Raw genomic sequence first — 16,960 nt, forward strand, 5'->3', positions numbered from 1 at the left:
AGGTCACCTTATTTCTTACCGCCAATATCCGCTAACAGCTGCTGATTCAAGCGAACGTACTCCTCTTTAATTGACGGCGTTTTTTCCGCTTTTACCAGTTCCAACGACTGCTTGGCAGCGGCTGTGGCTTCGTCGGGGCGCTTGGCTTTTTGCAGCACGCGAGCCTTCCAGTAATAGGCGTAGTAGCTGGGCTGCTGCTTAATGGAAGCATCCAGCCAGGTGAGGGCTTGGTTGAGGTCTTTATTATTGTTGTAGTAATACTGTGCGGCAGAGATGTAAGGCTTTTTTTCGCCTTGCATAGCCTGCGCAATCTGGGCTTCTACCTGCGCATCTGAGTCGGCGGTGAGGGGCACGCTTACCTGGGTTTTGTCCCAGCGCAGGGTGAGGTCGGCGGCGGATGGCTTCAGGTTTTCCAGGGTCAGGCTCATGGTTTCGGCGGGGTCGCGCAGGGTTACAGGCACGGCTTTTACTCGCACCACGTCCATTTCGGGCTTGTAGGTGTAGGCGCCCCACTGCGCGGTATCCCGATTCAGAATCAGCGTCCACTCCTTGGGGCCCGGAATGCTGAACAAGGCGTAGGTGCCCGCTGGCACGGTTTGGCCACCAAATTTTACTTCTTCCCCGAAGCGAATTTTAGTATTGGTGTTGGCGCCCGTGCGCCACACCTGGCCGTAGGGCTCCAGCTTGCCAAAAATTTCGCGGCCTTTCTTGGAAGGGCGCGAGTAGCTCAGCTCCACGAAGGAAACCGAGAAATCCTGACGGATGCGCACGGCCGGACTAGCTACCGGAATTCGGAGTGTTTGCTGGGCTTGGGTGTGGGTGCTAGCCGCTAGCGAACCAGCCAGAAATAGCAGGAATGGAAAGCATAAACAAGGTTTCATGGGTGAGTGCTTGAGAATGTGGGAACAGGTTGAATATAGTAACCAGTGAATTAAAAGAGTTGCTTGTGCTGAATGATTTAGCGAAGTAAAAAGGAGGTTTTAAATGCGGTAGAGACGCAAGATTTTGCGCGTCCTCGTTGAACGACAGACTTAGCGCTATTCAGAAATAACATCCTCTGCAACGAGGAAACGCAAAATCTTGCGTCTCTACCGCGTCATGACTTTTGGCAGAATAATTTGCTTCCTGCATCGCGCATCGGTTTGGCTGTGTCTCTTGCCTTCAGATCTTAAAAAAAAGCCCCCCAGACAAGCATCATTTCACATCTTGCGGCTTGGGCCTTACCTTGGGGTTCCTACGCTTTATATTTTTCATGAGAATTCTCAAGTTTGGCGGCACGTCCGTCGGGTCGGCGGCGCGGATGCATTCGGTGGCCGACCTCATTCAAAGTTCCGAGCCGCGCATTGTGGTGTTGTCGGCCATGTCGGGTACAACCAATTCGCTGGTTGCTATTGCGAAGCTGCTTTTTGAAGGTGAAATCCAGGCCGCTACGTCTCAGACCGAGATTCTGCGTCAGCACTATATGATGGTGGCCCGCGAGCTGCTGCCCGAGCCAGCCGTAGCCGAAGAGGCTATAAGTCAGCTAAGTACCAGCTTCAAAACCATCTTCAATCTGATGCGTCAGCCCCTGTCGACCTCGGGCGAGCGGGTGATTCTGGCCCAGGGCGAGCTGCTGAGTACGCTGCTGTTTCACCGCTACCTGACGGCCGTGCGCGGGCAGGATGCGGTATTGCTGCCCGCTTTGGAATTCATGCGCCTTGACACCAACGACGAGCCCGACGACGCTTACATTCGGGAGCATCTGGCCCAGCAATTAGCCCCCCACGCCGGCCAGAAGCTGTTTATCACGCAAGGCTACATCTGTCGTAACGCTAAGGGCGACATCGACAACCTCAAGCGCGGCGGCTCCGACTATTCCGCTTCGCTTATCGGCGCGGCGGCCAGCGCCGACGAAATCCAGATCTGGACGGACATTGATGGCTTACACAACAACGACCCACGCGTGGTAGAAGGCACCTACCCTATACGCGAGTTGTCGTTTGATGAGGCGGCCGAGCTGGCATATTTCGGAGCTAAAATTCTGCACCCCAGCTCAGTGCTGCCCGCTCGCCAGTACAATATTCCAGTGCGCCTGCTCAACACGATGCAGCCTGAAGCGCCCGGCACGCTCATTTCCAGCAAAACCGGCTCGGAGGCTATCAAGGCGGTGGCGGCGAAAGACGGCTTAGTGGCTATCAAGATCAAGTCGAGCCGAATGCTGCTGGCGCACGGCTTTCTACGCAGCGTGTTCGAGGTTTTTGAGCGCTACCGCACGCCCATCGACATGATTACGACGTCAGAAGTGGCCGTGTCTTTAACTATTGATGATGCCACGCACTTGCAGGAAATCCTGACTGAGCTGCGCGATTTTGGCAACGTGGAAATTGATGAAAATCAGACCATTATCTGTTTGGTTGGTAATCTGATTCAGGAAAACCACGGCTCGGCCCGGCTGGTGTTCAACGCGCTGGGCGACATTCCGCTGCGGATGATTTCCTACGGTGGCTCGCCCAATAATATCAGCCTGCTGGTACACACCGCTGATAAAACGCGGACGTTGAAGGCGTTGAACGCGGGGCTGTTTCAGCGGTAGATTTTCTCTTCAACGATGGGCCTCATCCCCTAGCCCCGGTTCGCTTCATGCGCGAAGTCCTAGGGGATGAGGCCCATCGTTGCTTATCACTTTTTATAATGTCTTTCTCTCTTTCCGGCGAGCTTCTCTCCCGCCCTACGCCTTTTTATCACTACGATCTGGGCTTGCTCACGCGCACGCTTGAAGCTGTGCAGCAGGCGGCGCGGCCGCGGGGGTTTCATGTGCATTATGCCCTGAAAGCCAACGCCAACGAGCCCATTTTGCGCCTTATTCAGCAGCACGGCCTTGGGGCTGATTGCGTGAGCGCCAACGAAGTACAGCGCGCCCTCGACACCGGATTTGCCCCCAGGACATTGTATTTGCGGGCGTTGGCAAAACGGACGCGGAAATCAACCGGGCGCTGGCGGCGGATATCTGGTGCTTTAATGCGGAGTCGGCGGAGGAGTTGGTGGTGCTGAACGAGCTAGCTGGGGGGCAAAATCGGCGGGCGCGGGTGGCGCTGCGCGTGAACCCGAACGTGGACGCGCAGACCCATCACTACATCACGACGGGCCTAGAAGCCAACAAGTTCGGGATTGGCCTGGGTGATCTGCCGGCGGTAGTTGAACAGCTACCCAGCTTGCCGCACCTGGAGCTGGTGGGTTTGCACGCGCATATCGGTTCGCAAATCACTGATTTAGCGGTGTTTGCCGAGCTTAGCCAGAAGCTAAACGAGCTGCAAGCTTGGCTCGAAGAGCAAGGCCACCACTTACCGCACCTCAACGTGGGCGGCGGTCTGGGCATCGACTACAACGACCCCGACACCAACCCTATTCCCGACTTCGAGGCCTACTTCCGCACCTTCGAGCAGCACCTGATCCGGCGGCCGGGCCAGCAGGTGCACGTGGAGTTAGGCCGCGCCATCGTGGCGCAAAGCGGCACCCTGGTAAGTCGGGTGCTGTACGTGAAGCGCAGTCAGCAAACCCAGTTCGCCATCCTCGACGCGGGCCTCACTGAGCTCATTCGGCCGGCTTTATACGGTAGTCATCATCACATTCAAAACCTCAGCAGCCAGGGCGAAATTCAGCCCTACGACGTGGTAGGGCCCATCTGCGAGTCGTCAGACACATTTGGACGCGCGGTTCCTTTGACTGAGACGAAGCGCGGTGACCTGATTGCGCTGCGTTCGGCGGGAGCCTATGGCGAGGTGATGAGCTCGGCTTATAACCTGCGGGAGAAGGCCGAGGCGGTATACATCTAGAAGAAAATATCATATCACTAAAAAAGCCCCCAGAGCTACTCTGGGGGCTTTTTTAGTGATATGATCGAAAACGGATAAGAGCTTACAACCTTCGTAGCGTTTGCCCATTGTCTTAAAAAAATCAAGCTGATCAGTATCCTCTCCCTAATACCACACGGTCCATTTGCCTAAGGTCTCATGCTGCTTGAAATATGGCAGCAGCCACTGTCTTTCGGGGTTTAGCTCGCCTTTCACGATGAGTACGGGGCGTTGCTGGAGCATCCAGTCGAGGGCGGGCCGCTGGGTGGAGTCACTGAGGTAGATCAGGTTTTGTTGCCACCGCCGATTGGGCTCAAACTGCGTTTCGCGGTTGAGGTTGTGGTTGCCGTCGTTGAGAGAAACGGGAATTTTGCCCAGCTCGAACGCTAGGGACGGCAGCAGTTCATTGTACACCAGCACAGGCTGTTGCGTAAGCTGGCGCTGGCGCAGCAACTCAGCCAGCGGACGTGTGCCGTTGGCGGCCAGCTCATTTTGGTGCAGAATGGGCTTAGCGGCCAGTAGCAGCGTAAGCGTGAACATGACAGCCGCCGCCAACAAACGGGGCGCTACACGTACCTGCTCCCAGAGCGTGAGCGTAATAACCAGCACCACCACGCCCGCCGCCGGCACCGCCGCCGCCATAGGACGCAGGGCGAAAGGCAGATCCAGCACCCCGGCAAACGCAGGCGCCAGGCATAAAATGGCCAGCAGGAAGCCGAAGAAGGCTACAATTCCCACGTACCAGCGAAACAGCGCCGCCTCTGTGCACCGCCCCAGGTAATACACCGTTAGCAGGGCCATGCCGGGGAATATCGGCAGCACGTAAAGCAGCAGCTTGGAGCTGGACAAGGAGAAAAAAAACAACGGCAGCAGTACCCAGAAGATGAGCACATTGCGCCAGAGTTGAGGCACGCTTTCCCAGCCAGTACGCACGGCCAGCACTACCAGCGCTACCGACCACGGCAAACTGGTGGCCGGGGCCAGCACCAGATAAAACCACCACGGCTTGGCCCGGCCAAAAGTGTTAGGATTGGCAAAGCGCTCCACGGTGTGCTCAAACAGAAAATACCGGATAAAGGCTGGATTCTCGGCTATGAGGTACAAATACCAGCTGAGCCCGACCAGCACAAACAACCCGAAACCCAGCGCGTGGTGCACCGTGAAAGGTCGGCGGGCTTGCTTTTGGTCGGCATCTTGCTTGAAGTAATGACTGATAACGGCCATCAGCGGCAGAATAAAGCCGACCGGTCCTTTGGTCAGAAAAGCTAAGCCGAGGCCCACCCAAAACAGGTAGAGCCAGCGAATTTGCCCCCGGCGTAGTAGCGCAGAATGCCGTAGGCCGCTGCCAGCTCCAGCGTGGCCAGGTAGGCATCGGTGGTTACGTTGAGGGCCGAAATGAGCACCACGGGCAAGGTGCCATAGACGACAGCCGCCGCCAGCGCGCGGGCCCGGTCACCTTTAAACAGCAGCTCGCCCAGCTTGTACATGAGCAGCACTTGCAGCAATACGGCCAGCACCGGCAGAATGCGCACGCCGGCCGCGTGGGGGCCAAAAATAGTAAGTCCCGCCGCCGTGAGCCAGTAGGTAAGCGGAGGCTTATGAAAGTGCTGAATACCGAGCAGGCGCGGGTGCAGCCAGTCGCCGGTGACCAGCATTTCGCGACCAATTTCGGCGTAGCGCGCCTCACTGCTTTCTAGCGGACCCCACGCGCCCAGGCCCACAAAAAATCCCCCCCGAGGACTAGCAGCCAGAGCCAAAGCCAGGTACGGGAGGTAAGCGGAAGGGGCATAAGCAGGTGATTTGGGAAAGTGGCGGCAACGGTAGCCCAAAGGTAGGGCAAGCTTGGCTCTACAACTAAGTACTGCTTCAGCGGTTCTTAGTTCGTACCATTTACGAGCCCGCCCATGAAAATTCTGCTTACCGGCGCCAATGGCTACATCGGCCAGCGCTTGTTGCCGCTGCTGCTGGAGGCGGGCCACGAAGTGGTGTGTCTGGTGCGCGACCCGCGCCGCTTCAGCACGCCCGAGCGGCTGCGCACCCAGGTCACTGTAGCGCAGGGCGACTTGCTACAGTCCTCCTCTCTGCAAAATTTGCCCCCCGACATCGATGCGGCTTACTACCTGGTGCACTCCATGAGCGGCACCGATCAGGATTTTGTGCAGGCGGAGCGCCAATCGGCAGAGAACTTCACCCAGTATATCAATCGAACGTCATCGCGGCAGATTATCTACCTCAGCGGCATTGCCAATGATCGGGGCTTATCTGCGCATCTACGTTCGCGCAGGGCAGTGGAAACGGTATTGCAAAAGGCCGAAAAAGCGGCTCTCACGGTGCTGCGGGCCAGTATTATCATCGGCTCGGGCTCCGCATCGTTTGAGATAATTCGGGACTTGGTGGAGAAGCTGCCGGTGATGATTACGCCGCGCTGGCTCAACTCCCGCTGTCAGCCCATCGGGGTGCGCGACGTAATGTTCTACCTGACCGCCGTGCTTGACAACCCCGCTTGCCTAGGGCAAAGCTTCGACATTGGCGGGCCTGATGTGTTGACTTACAAGCAGATGCTGCTGGGCCTGGCTGAGGTGCGAGGCTATCGTCGCTATATACTTACTGTGCCCGTGCTCACGCCGCGGCTGTCGTCGCTGTGGCTGTTTTTGGTCACCAGCACCACGTTTTCGCTGGCGCAGAGTCTGGTTGACAGTCTGCGCAATGATACCATTGTGGCGCCCAAGCGCAGCATTTCGCAGGTTATACGGCACGAATGTATGGGCTACGCGGAGGCGCTAAAGCTGGCTTTTACCCGCATCGAGCAGAATGAAGTTATCAGCAGCTGGACCGATGCGCTGAGCAGTGGCGTGATGGAGCGCAACTATATGGACTTCGTGCAGATTCCGCAGCACGGTATGCTCTTCGACCGTCAGGAAATGGCCTTCACCCGCGACCCCGACGAGGTGCTGCAAAACGTATGGAGCATCGGCGGGGAGCGCGGCTGGTACAAAGTGGACTGGCTCTGGCGCGTGCGCGGCCTGCTCGATAAGCTGGCCGGCGGCGTGGGCTTGCGCCGGGGCCGCCGCTCCCCCTCCGACCTGCGCGCCGGCGACCAGCTCGACTTCTGGCGCGTTCTTGTAGCCGACCGCCCCGGCCGCCGCTTGCTGCTTTACGCCGAAATGAAGCTGCCCGGCGAGGCCTGGCTACAGTTCCGTATCGTGCCCGACGAAGCGACGGGCGGCCACCGCCTGGAGCAGCTGGCCGCCTTCCGGCCCCGCGGCCTGGCGGGTCGGCTGTACTGGTATTCGCTGGTGCCTTTTCACTTCATTATTTTCAAAGGCATGGTGGAAAATATCGTGCAATATGGCGCCGCACCCGGCACCACCCGGATTTCTGAGCCAGCGCGTGTTTGATTGATTTGTGAGGCGGCCATGCAAGACAGTAGTAAAAGCCTAAAAGAACGTCATGCGGAGCGAAGCATCTCGCGTGCTGACGTTGCCAACCTACTCCTACTAAACACGCGAGATGCTTCGCTCCGCTCTGCATGACCGCCTTTGATTATAAAACGCGCTCAGTTCAAGCGCCGCACCACCCACATTATCAGACTAAACAACACACTCAGCAGCAGCATCGACACGAACGGCATATACAGCCGAAACCCTGGCCGCTCCACGCGTACGTCGCCGGGCAGGCGGCCGAACCAGCTAAACCAGCTACCGCCACCAAGCCATAAAATGCTCCCCAGCAGTGCCAAACCCAGGCCGAGAAATACAAGTAGTTTACCGATAGGCATAGTGTCAGGTACTGAATTGCCAGCTATGAGTTGCTAGTGTTGAGCTACTTACTTCTTCTCAAACACAAATTCCACCTTATCACCTGCAAGCTGCAAGGCGGCTTCAAACTTCTGGCCGGTGCGCTGGGACGTAAAGCCGCGGATAACGCCCGTTTTGCCCCGGCGCAGGAGCTGCGCAATCTGTGCCTCGGTGAGCGTGCGGCCGCATAGCTCCAGCGGCACCCGAAACTGGCAGTCTTCGCGGAAGCGGGAGCAGCCGTAGGCCGCTTTGCCGCGCAGCATGGTGCCCAGGCGGCACACCGGACACGGAATCTGCTGGGGAGCTTCGGTGGTGGCGGGCTTGCTTTCGGCGGCGCGCACCAGCTCCAGCGTGTGCTGGGGCGTGAGGCGTACGGCCGCATCGAACTTCTGGCCTACGTCGTCGATAAAGCCTTTGATGACAGGCGTACGGCCTTTGCTAAGCAGCGCCGACACTTGCTTGTCCGTCAGGTTTTTGCCTTCAAACTGACCGGGTAGACGCAAGGCGCATCCCTCGCGCCAGCGCGAGCAACCAAAGGCCGTTTTGCCCCGCATGATGTGGCCCTGGCCGCAAGCCGGACACGCACCAAGGCTACCCGGTACGGCTGGCGCTACAGGCTTGGCAGCTGTGGGGGGCATTTTTGCTGCTGACAAAGCCGATTTTTGCCCCCCAGCGACCGCACTGCCCGGCGCACTAACGCTGATGCCGCGCCCCGAGCCATCGGATTTCACTTCCAGCACCATCTCGCGCACCAGCGTTTTCAACTCACCCAAAAACTGCTCGGAATCGAGGTTGCCGGCTTCAATCTGGCGCAGCTTCTGCTCCCACTGCCCCGTCAGCTCCGCCGATTTCAGGGTGGGGTTGCGGATGAGGCCGATCAGCTCGACGCCGGTGGGCGTGGGCAGAATCTTCTTTTTGTCGCGGCGGATGTAGCCGCGCTTGAACAGGGTTTCGATGATGGCGGCGCGGGTGCTGGGACGGCCGATGCCGTTTTCCTTCATGGCCAGGCGCAGTTCGTCGTCGTCCACATTGCGGCCGGCGGTTTCCATACCGCGTAGCAGCATAGCCTCGGAGTATTCGCGCGGAGGCTGGGTTACTTTTTGGTCGAGACGAGGCTTGTGGGGGCCATTTTCGCCTTGGGTAAACGACGGTAATACGGTACTGACCACATCGTCGTCGCCTTCGCCGGCAGCTTTGGGCGCTGAGGGAGCTTGCTGCTTTTCGGGGTCGCCGTACACAATGCGCCAGCCGGGATTCAGAATTTGGCGGCCCCGCACGCGGAACGGATGCGCAGCGGCTTCGCCGGTCACGGTCGTGTTGCTGACTTCGCAATCGGGGTAAAACGCGGCCAGGAAGCGGCGCACAATGATATCGTACACGCTGCTCTCGGAGCCGCCCAGGCCGCCGGCACTCGCGCCCGTCGGGATGATGGCGTGGTGGTCGGTGACTTTGTTATTATTAAAAACCTTGGTCGACTTGCGAATTTTGCCCTCCAGCAAGGGCGCCGTAAGCCCGGAATAGCCCCCAGGCCGCGCATGATGCCGGCAATTTTGGGGTACTGGTCGTCGGGCAGAAACGTGGTATCGACGCGCGGATAGCTGACGACTTTTTTCTCGTAAAGGCTCTGCACCGTTTTGAGCGTGTCCTCGGCCGAGAGGCCCAGCTGGTTGTTGCACTGCACCTGCAAGGAAGTCAGGTCGAAGAGAGAAGGCGGCGTTTCGAGGGCCTTCTTGATTTCCACGTTGGTGACGGTGAAAATTGCCCCCCGCACGGCTTCTAATGCCACATCGGCTTCTTCCTGACTCACAAAGTAGCCACGCGCTTTCAATCGGGCTTTTTCGTCGGGCTCATCATCATCATCGGCTTTGCCTTTTTTGGGTGGCGCAACGTGACTGAACATGGTGCCCCGATACTCGGTACGCAGCACCCAATACGGCTCCGGCTTGAAGTTCTGGATTTCGTGGTACCGATCGACGAGCAAGGCCAGCGTAGGCGTTTGCACCCGCCCGATGCTCAGCACCTGCTTCTGACCAGCGGCGTATTTAAGCGTAAACAAACGCGTGGCGTTCAGGCCCAGCAGCCAGTCGCCCACGGCGCGGCTCTTGCCGGCCTGGTAAAGGCGGTCGAACTCGGAGCCTTCGCGCAGGTTGGCAAATCCCTGACGGATAGCTTCTTCCGTGAGTGAAGAAATCCAGAGACGCTTGAAGGGCTTGCGGTATTTAGCCTCCGTCAGCACCCAGCGTTGAATGACCTCTCCCTCCTGCCCCGCGTCGCCGCAGTTGATGACTTCCTCGGCGCTGGCCAGCAGGTTTTTAATGACGTTGAACTGGCGCACCACGCCGTCGTCGCGGCGCATAAGCTTGATGCCGAACGAGTCGGGCATCATGGGCAAATCGTGGATGCTCCAGCGCTTCCATTCGGGGCGGTAGTCCTCGGGCTCGCGCAGTTGGCAAAAGTGCCCAAACGTCCAGGTGACCTGGTAGCCATTGCCCTCATAATAGCCATCCATGCGCCGGCTGGCACCGAGCACGTTGGCTATTTCGCGGGCTACGCTAGGCTTTTCGGCAATGCAGACTTTCAAATCGCAGGGTTTCGCTGATTAAATACTGATTTCGCTGGGTGAAGGCAGCGAAGAATCAACAAAGATAACGCGGTAAAAGGTCGCTGACAGGGTCTGTCTGTAGATGAGGATTCAGGAGACCTAAATATAACTCAACCCCAGGTAGTTGCAGCCGTAACTCATCAGTAGCCTGGCCGCTTGCGTTGCTGAGGTTTCACACCGCTCTTTTCCACCTCCAAAACCAACCTTTTCTATTCTATGGAAGCTATTAAAACCAAAGCCTACGGGGCCACTAATTCGATTTTTAACGGCCTCGCGCCCATGGAAATAGAGCGGCACGCACCCCAAGCCGATGAAGTGCACATTGATATTCTCTACTGCGGCGTGTGCCACTCCGACTTGCATCAAGCGAAGAATGACTGGGGAAACACGATTTATCCCTGCGTACCCGGCCACGAAGTAGTGGGGCGCGTGACGGACGTGGGCAGCGCCGTAACCAAGTTTAAAGCCGGCGACATCGTGGGCGTGGGCTGCATGATTGACTCTTGCGGACAGTGCCAGCCTTGCCAGCACGGCGAGGAAAACTATTGCCAGGGACCCGTAAGCTGGACGGCCACCTACAATGGCCCCATGAAACCAGACGGCAGCGGTACCAACACTTTCGGCGGCTACTCAACCAACATGACCGTGAAGGAATCGTTTGTGCTACGCATTCCGGACGGCCTCGATATCAATGCTGTAGCGCCTATTCTGTGCGCTGGCATAACCACGTATTCGCCCCTGAAGCACTGGAAGGTGAAAGCCGGCGACCAGGTAGGTGTAGTAGGGTTGGGTGGCCTGGGCCATATGGCCGTGAAGCTCGCTAAAGCATTGGGAGCCAATGTAACAGCCATCACCACCTCCAAAGACAAGCAGGCAGACGCTGAAGCAATGGGCGCCGACAAAGTGCTGTTCTCCACCGATGCCGACGCCATGAAGCAGCACGAAGCCTCCTTCAGCTTCATTCTTAATACCATACCTGATAAGTACGATATCAACGACTATGTGAACCTGCTCAACTTGGATGGCGCCGTGGTAGCAGTGGGACTACTGGGCGAGTATAAGAAGCCGCTCAACAATATGGATGTCGCCAAGTTTCGGCGCACAGTAGCGGGCTCTATCATCGGCGGCATTGCCGAAACCCAGGAAGTGCTGGACTTCTGCGCTCAGCATAATATTCTGCCCGACGTTGAAATGATTCGGATGCAGGACATTAATAAAGCCTTTGACAAGATGATGGACAAGGAAGTGCGCTACCGCTACGTCATCGATATGCAGTCGTTGAAAGACGCGGAATAGCGGCGGCTTCCACAGACCAAGCTACTCGACGGGCACTCTTAAAAAAAAGCCCCCAGATGCTGTCCGGGGGCTTTTTTACTTACCGAAATCCTGATTAATGCACTTCGCGGGTGCCATCGGGGTAAGTGGTGGTTACGTGCTTCGGGCGGCGAGCGGAGTTTTTATCCTTGGATGAGTTCAGCAAAGCCGCCGTAATAGCTACGCCCGCACCAATGAGGGCCGCAGCCGCTAGTGGATGCGTAGTAGCTTGCGTATAAAAGCTGCTTTCGCGGGTGTAGCCAGGATAGTTGCCACGCTCTTCCAACGAGCCAATGGCGCCGTCGAGTCCGTTATTGTCGCGGGGCTGAGGCGGGTAATCGGCCTTTTCCTGCTTGACAAACACGTTCTCCATGAACTTGTCGAGCAGGCTCGGCACCCAGTTGTTCAGAGCCGTGATGGCGCGGCCACCACCGCCCACCGTTATTTCGCGCTCGGGCGTTTCAGCGCAGTGCAGAATAGCGCGGGCTACGGTTTCGGGGCGTAGGCGGGCGGCGCGTGCTGGGCTTCGCGCTCCATATAGTTCTTGGCGTGCAGCGGATACGGCGTATCAATTGCAGCCGGCTTGATCAGCGTAACTACCACCGGCGCTTCGTCCATTTCCAGCTCCATGCGCAAGCCATCGGTGAAGCCTTTCACGGCGTGCTTGCTGGCGCTATAAATGGTTTGCAGAATGGCCGTCGTCTCAGACAGGATGCTGCCGATATTGATGATGGCACCGCCCTTCTGCTTGAGGTGCTTGGTGGCTTCCAGCGAGCCGTAAACCAGCCCCCAAAAGTTGGTCTCGAACAGCTTGCGCATGTCCTCAATGGGCACCTCCTCAATCTTGCCATAAATCGACACGCCGGAGTTATTTACCCACGTATCGAAGCCGCCAAAGCGGTTTTTGGCTGACTCGGCAATGTGGCGCACATCATCCTGATTGCTTACATCGGCTACTACGTGGATGGCCTGGCCGCCGCCTTCCTTTATCTCGGCCACCAGCTGGCGCAGGGCTTCTTCACTGCGGGCAGCCAGCACTAATCGGGCACCTTGCGCGGCAGCCATGCGGGCCGTAACCAGACCAATGCCGGATGAGGCGCCTGTAATAACGATTACCTGATTGGAAAGCTTTTTTAGTTTAGTCTTCATAGTAGTAAGAATCAATTTGTTCATTTCTCTTACGGCATCGCCACAGACTAGTGTTACGTGGGGGGCTTTTTTGGACATAAAAAAACCTCCGTGACTACTTAGTCACGGAGGTTCCCAGTTACCAACGTATCCCCCTCAGTTTACGTCGGCTAGTGGTAGCTAAATACACTTAAAGTCAACGTTTGCTGGCTTCATTCCTTAGCGAGATACTAATTAGAAGCTTTGTTTTTGGCACCTAAGTCATCGGTAGCCTCTACTTGATCCTCAAGCACTTCCTCAGCATGCTCCATAGCTTCGGTGCCATAGATATGCTCGAAATCACTCATTAATGCATCATCGACTTTCAGATCCTTTAGAAGTCCTTCTCTGATATCGTATACCAAGCCGTGCAGACGGACAGGATTGCCACCTCTCATGGCATTCTGAATGATGTTAGTCTTGCCCAGGTTGCGCACCTGCTCAATAACATTCATCTCAACCAAACGCCGGAGACGCTGATCCTCATCCTCAATGCCCAAAAACTCTTTTTCGTGCAAACGAATAACGTCCCGGATATTGGTTAGCCAGTTGTCAATCAGGCCATACTGCTTGCCGGCTGCTGCTGCTGCCACCCCACCGCAACCATAGTGGCCGCACACGATAATGTCTTGGACCTTCAATACTTCTACTGCATACTGGAGCACCGACAGCAGGTTCATATCGGTGTGCACCACCATGTTGGCGATGTTACGATGCACGAACATTTCGCCCGGGCCGGTTCCGGTGATTGCGCTAGCGGGTACGCGTGAATCGGAGCAGCCGATAAACAGATACTGAGGCTTTTGACCCAGAGCTAGCTTTTCGAAGTACTGCGGATCCTGAGCCAGCATTCGCTCAACCCAGATACGGTTATTTTCCAGAATCTCTTTCATGGGGATGTATAAGGACTTAGTGAGGCCAACACTAGCCGGGAAGACGGTGTTGGGGGGTGTAGGGTGGAATTAAAATTAGTGCGCGATCAGGCTTACCTCAGGAATATCACGGAGTTCGAGTTTGATATCACGCTCAGCCGCCGTAATTCGGTAATTCTGAATGGCTTCGAGCACATCATAGTCAATATACGATGATTCAGTGCCATCCAGAATAACGTGCTTACCCGCCGGAATTCTGTCCAAAGTGGTAACAATACTCGCTTTATTCAGGAAAGAAACGTGCTCCGATAGCTTAATGTGAACCGTGTCAGGATCCTGGCTTGGCTCATGATGGTAAAAGTAAGCCGACTCAAGGTTAGCCTTCAGAATATAGAACACTCCCACGGCCAGACCGATGCACACACCCTTTAGAAGGTCGGTGAAAAGAATAGCAACAATTGTTACGATAAACGGCAGGAATTGGGCTAATCCTAAGCGCCACTGACTGGTATACAAAGCCGGCTTGGTTAGCTTAAAACCTACCATCAACAGGACAGCAGCCAACGCTGACAGCGGAATCTCATTGAGGAAGTCAGCCAGGAACAGCAAACTGGCTAGCAATAACAAGCCATGAAAAAATGCCGACACCTTAGTTTGCCCCCCAGCATCGATATTGGCTGAGCTACGCACGATAACAGCCGTCAGTGGCAGACCACCGATCATTCCGCTTATAAGGTTACCCACCCCTTGTGCTTTCAACTCTCGGTTTTGAGGAGTGTGGCGCTTGTGCGGATCCAGTTTATCAACCGCTTCTACGCTAAGCAAGGTCTCCAAAGAAGCTACGATAGCAATGGTAATGGCGACAACATAAGTAGAACTATTAGATAGCGCGCTCCAATCTGGGAAGCGCAGGATGCCTACCACATCGCTAAATGAGCTGATAACAGGAAGATTAACCAAGTGAGCAGCTTGCACCTTTAGTTCAGGAGCCACTACACCCAGCAATTGGTTTATTGCTATCGATACTATAACTACAATCAGGGCACCCGGAATCATGCGTACAAATGACAAGCGACGCAGGGCCTTAGAACCCCAGGCAATTAGAATAAGCAGGGAAGTGATACCAATTATAGCCGCGCCGACATTGATCGACGTTAGAGCCGCCCCGATTGCCGTGAAAGTATTTTGGCCATTAAACTGAAGAAAGTCCAGATCCTCAAAATAGTCGCTATCAGCTCCTAAGAAGTGTGGTATCTGCTTCAGAATCAGAATCACACCAATAGCAGCCAGCATGCCCCGAATAACAGATGTGGGGAAGTACATGCCGATAATGCCCGCCTTCGCAAAGCCGAGAATAAGCTGTAGAACACCAGCAATTACTGTTGCGGTCAGCACGGCTTCAAACGAGCCTAGCGTGCTAATGGCCATTATCATAATGGCTGTAAGACCAGCGGCCGGACCGCTCACACTTAATTGGGAACCACTCAGCCAGGAAACCACAACGCCCCCACAATACCCGTAATAATCCCTGATAGCAAGGGAGCATTCGAGGCTAGAGAGATTCCCAAACACAGCGGCAGTGCTACCAGAAACACGACCAGGCCCGATGGGATGTCTTTACTTAACGTTTTGAGATAATTAGTAGGCGGTATCTGCACCTCCGTAGGAGATGTAGGCGGCACTACATGGGGAGTGGAAGAAGCAACTTGTGGCATGGAGGAGGAGGATGCGTTGTAATTAAAACAACAGCCCAACAGCAGACAGCAAATATTGCTGCTTTAGCTACTAGATACGATACAAACCTATTCCTTAGTCGTTAAGACTCGGTTAAAATAGAATTAAAATAAGGTTAAAAACCCAGTGTCTTAATTCGGTCAGTTCCACTCGTTATGCTTTTACTCTCATTTGGGAGGCAATAGGCCATTCTAATATTACTCGCGTTCCGATATTCAGTTGACTTTCAACCTGCACCGAGCCGCAGTGCAAACCCATTATTTTGGCAGTAAGCGGCAAGCCAATACCATGGCCTGGAACATTACGTACCGTTTCGGCCCGGAAGAATGGCACGAATACTTGCTGACGGTCAGCCTCATTCATGCCCAAGCCATAATCCAGTACCTCAAGCATAACACGTTTTTCGTTAGAGCTGAGGGTTGCCATAATAGGCTTTTTGGAATCGCGGGAAAACTTACAGGCATTCTCTAATACGTTGAGAATAGCGGCCAGCAGCAAAGCTTCGTTGCCGCGTACTTCAAATACGGTGTCTTGTTCCGCTTTGCCATTCTCATGAAAGGCCAAGTCGATGCGACAGGTAGGCTGGCGGCGCTGCATTTCCTCATGGGCCTGCAGCAACAGCTCATCCAGCCGGACCAAGCCAAGCGTAATTTGCGACGGGTCATCAGAGGCACGCGCTATCTGGAGCAGGCCATTGGTAAGGTTGCTGAGCAGGCGGGCCGCATCGAGTGTGCTGCTTAAGGTGCGGCGGTACTCTTCAGGAGTTCGTTTCTGCAGCAAAGCAACCTCCAGCTCACCCATGAGGGCAGCCAGCGGTGTTCGGAGCTCGTGGGAAGCGTCGCGAACAAAGTTTTTCTGCCCTGCAAAAGCTGTTTCGAGTCTATTGAGTAAGCTATTGAAGCGTTGTGCTAAGTGGGACACTTCATCTTGGCCATCAGCCTGCGACAAGCGCCGATGCAAGTCGGAGGCGGTGATGGTATCTACCTCCTGCACAATACGCTGCATCGGCCGCAATGCCTGACGGGCAAAAAACCAACCACCAAGCCCCACTATGCTCAACGAGGCTAAAAAGCCCCCAGTAACCGGCGCCTCAAGCTACGCAACTGCCGCCTACTGTCGGCATCGAGGGAAGAGGCCACTACTACAAAATCACCACGCTGGGCATCATGATAAAGAACGCCAATGGTCTGGCGCAAGTCTTTATCTTTAATTATAACCTGCCGCTTTGCACGTACTTCGGCTAGCATTTTCAGCGGTATTGAATCGAGACGTCCCTCCCCTTCCTGAAATACCACTTCGTTTGCAGCATTGTACACGCGGGCTTCTTCCTCGGGTAGCGTACGATAAAACTGACGCAGATATCGCCGGTAAGAAGCTCGGCTAGCTTCGTCGCTCCGGTTGGTGCCATCCAGATAGACGTGAGCTACCACTCGGGTGCGGGCCAGTAGGTTAGCCGTAAAAAACTCCTGGCGTGATTGGTAGGTGAAATAGTATATCACTAGCGAAAACACCATCAGAGTGACGGCCAGAATGGCAGCAAACTGTAGCGCCAGACGCGTCCGAATGGTCATAAGAGAATACTAAATGATGCACTACTGCTGTGCTAAGGGCACAATTCTGTTGCTTACGGCCACTGACAGGTAC

The 16,960-nt window shown here is 55.6% G+C and carries 13 protein-coding genes and 3 pseudogenes; 4 read left to right on the plus strand and 12 right to left on the minus strand.

The genetic code is table 11. From position 1 onward, the window contains the following. Positions 1-8: 8 nt before the first annotated feature. Positions 9-881: a DUF2911 domain-containing protein gene (locus H9L05_RS00470; protein WP_187732582.1), complete on the minus strand. Its 873-nt coding sequence runs from the start codon at positions 879-881 to the stop codon at positions 9-11. 371 nt (positions 882-1,252) lie between these two features. Between H9L05_RS00470 and H9L05_RS00475 the strand changes: the two genes are divergently transcribed. Both H9L05_RS00475 and lysA read left to right on the plus strand, forming a co-directional pair. Beyond that, positions 1,253-2,572, plus strand: coding sequence for an aspartate kinase (locus tag H9L05_RS00475; RefSeq protein WP_187732583.1), 1,320 nt, complete (start codon positions 1,253-1,255; stop codon positions 2,570-2,572). A gap of 98 nt (positions 2,573-2,670) precedes the next feature. After that, positions 2,671-3,812, plus strand: a pseudogene (lysA, locus tag H9L05_RS00480) (diaminopimelate decarboxylase). 144 nt (positions 3,813-3,956) lie between these two features. Here the strand turns inward: lysA and H9L05_RS00485 are convergent. Beyond that, positions 3,957-5,485: pseudogene (locus tag H9L05_RS00485) on the minus strand (ArnT family glycosyltransferase). Positions 5,486-5,734: 249 nt separating this feature from the next. Here H9L05_RS00485 and H9L05_RS00495 point away from each other — a divergent pair. Further along, positions 5,735-7,228, plus strand: coding sequence for an SDR family oxidoreductase (locus H9L05_RS00495; RefSeq protein WP_187732586.1), 1,494 nt, complete (start codon positions 5,735-5,737; stop codon positions 7,226-7,228). Positions 7,229-7,386: 158 nt separating this feature from the next. Here the strand turns inward: H9L05_RS00495 and H9L05_RS00500 are convergent, their stop codons facing one another. From H9L05_RS00500 to H9L05_RS24560, 3 genes and pseudogenes are all read right to left on the minus strand, one after another. Next, positions 7,387-7,608 (minus strand): DUF2905 domain-containing protein, encoded by a 222-nt coding sequence (locus H9L05_RS00500; RefSeq protein ID WP_187732587.1) that lies wholly within the window; start codon positions 7,606-7,608, stop codon positions 7,387-7,389. A 48-nt stretch (positions 7,609-7,656) separates the two neighbouring features. Continuing rightward, positions 7,657-9,126, minus strand: a complete 1,470-nt coding sequence (locus H9L05_RS24555; RefSeq protein ID WP_262892597.1) for a DNA topoisomerase — start codon at positions 9,124-9,126, stop codon at positions 7,657-7,659. A 98-nt stretch (positions 9,127-9,224) separates the two neighbouring features. After that, a pseudogene (locus H9L05_RS24560) lies at positions 9,225-10,157 on the minus strand (DNA topoisomerase); the annotation flags it as partial. A gap of 288 nt (positions 10,158-10,445) precedes the next feature. Between H9L05_RS24560 and H9L05_RS00510 the strand changes: the two are divergent. After that, complete coding sequence (locus tag H9L05_RS00510; RefSeq protein WP_187732588.1) at positions 10,446-11,525, plus strand: NAD(P)-dependent alcohol dehydrogenase; 1,080 nt, start codon at positions 10,446-10,448, stop codon at positions 11,523-11,525. Positions 11,526-11,619: 94 nt separating this feature from the next. On the opposite strand, the gene H9L05_RS22815 is transcribed toward H9L05_RS00510, so the two are convergent. The 7 genes from H9L05_RS22815 to H9L05_RS22830 all read right to left on the minus strand — a co-directional run bounded on the left by H9L05_RS22815 (position 11,620) and on the right by H9L05_RS22830 (position 16,887). Further along, positions 11,620-11,982, minus strand: a complete 363-nt coding sequence (locus H9L05_RS22815) for a hypothetical protein (RefSeq protein ID WP_223284638.1) — start codon at positions 11,980-11,982, stop codon at positions 11,620-11,622. A gap of 47 nt (positions 11,983-12,029) precedes the next feature. Then, positions 12,030-12,692, minus strand: coding sequence for an SDR family oxidoreductase (locus H9L05_RS22820; protein WP_223284639.1), 663 nt, complete (start codon positions 12,690-12,692; stop codon positions 12,030-12,032). Positions 12,693-12,901: 209 nt separating this feature from the next. Continuing rightward, positions 12,902-13,603 carry a carbonate dehydratase gene (gene can, locus H9L05_RS00520; RefSeq protein ID WP_187732589.1) on the minus strand — a complete coding sequence of 234 codons (702 nt, stop codon included), beginning with the start codon at positions 13,601-13,603 and terminating at the stop codon, positions 12,902-12,904. Positions 13,604-13,678: 75 nt separating this feature from the next. Continuing rightward, on the minus strand, positions 13,679-15,154 hold the full coding sequence (locus H9L05_RS00525) for a SulP family inorganic anion transporter (RefSeq protein ID WP_317175052.1): 1,476 nt from the start codon (positions 15,152-15,154) through the stop codon (positions 13,679-13,681). After that, the gene (locus tag H9L05_RS25610; protein ID WP_317175206.1) at positions 15,067-15,297 is read right to left on the minus strand and encodes a SulP family inorganic anion transporter; all 231 of its coding nucleotides are present in this window, start codon (positions 15,295-15,297) and stop codon (positions 15,067-15,069) included. Before H9L05_RS25610 ends, H9L05_RS00525 begins: the two co-directional genes overlap by 88 nt. A 172-nt stretch (positions 15,298-15,469) precedes the next feature. Next, positions 15,470-16,366 carry a sensor histidine kinase gene (locus tag H9L05_RS22825; protein WP_223284640.1) on the minus strand — a complete coding sequence of 299 codons (897 nt, stop codon included), beginning with the start codon at positions 16,364-16,366 and terminating at the stop codon, positions 15,470-15,472. Positions 16,367-16,380: 14 nt separating this feature from the next. Continuing rightward, positions 16,381-16,887, minus strand: coding sequence for a hypothetical protein (locus tag H9L05_RS22830; protein WP_223284641.1), 507 nt, complete (start codon positions 16,885-16,887; stop codon positions 16,381-16,383). Positions 16,888-16,960: the final 73 nt, after the last annotated feature.

This window comes from Hymenobacter qilianensis, assembly GCF_014489555.1.
Lineage (GTDB): Bacteria > Bacteroidota > Bacteroidia > Cytophagales > Hymenobacteraceae > Hymenobacter > Hymenobacter qilianensis.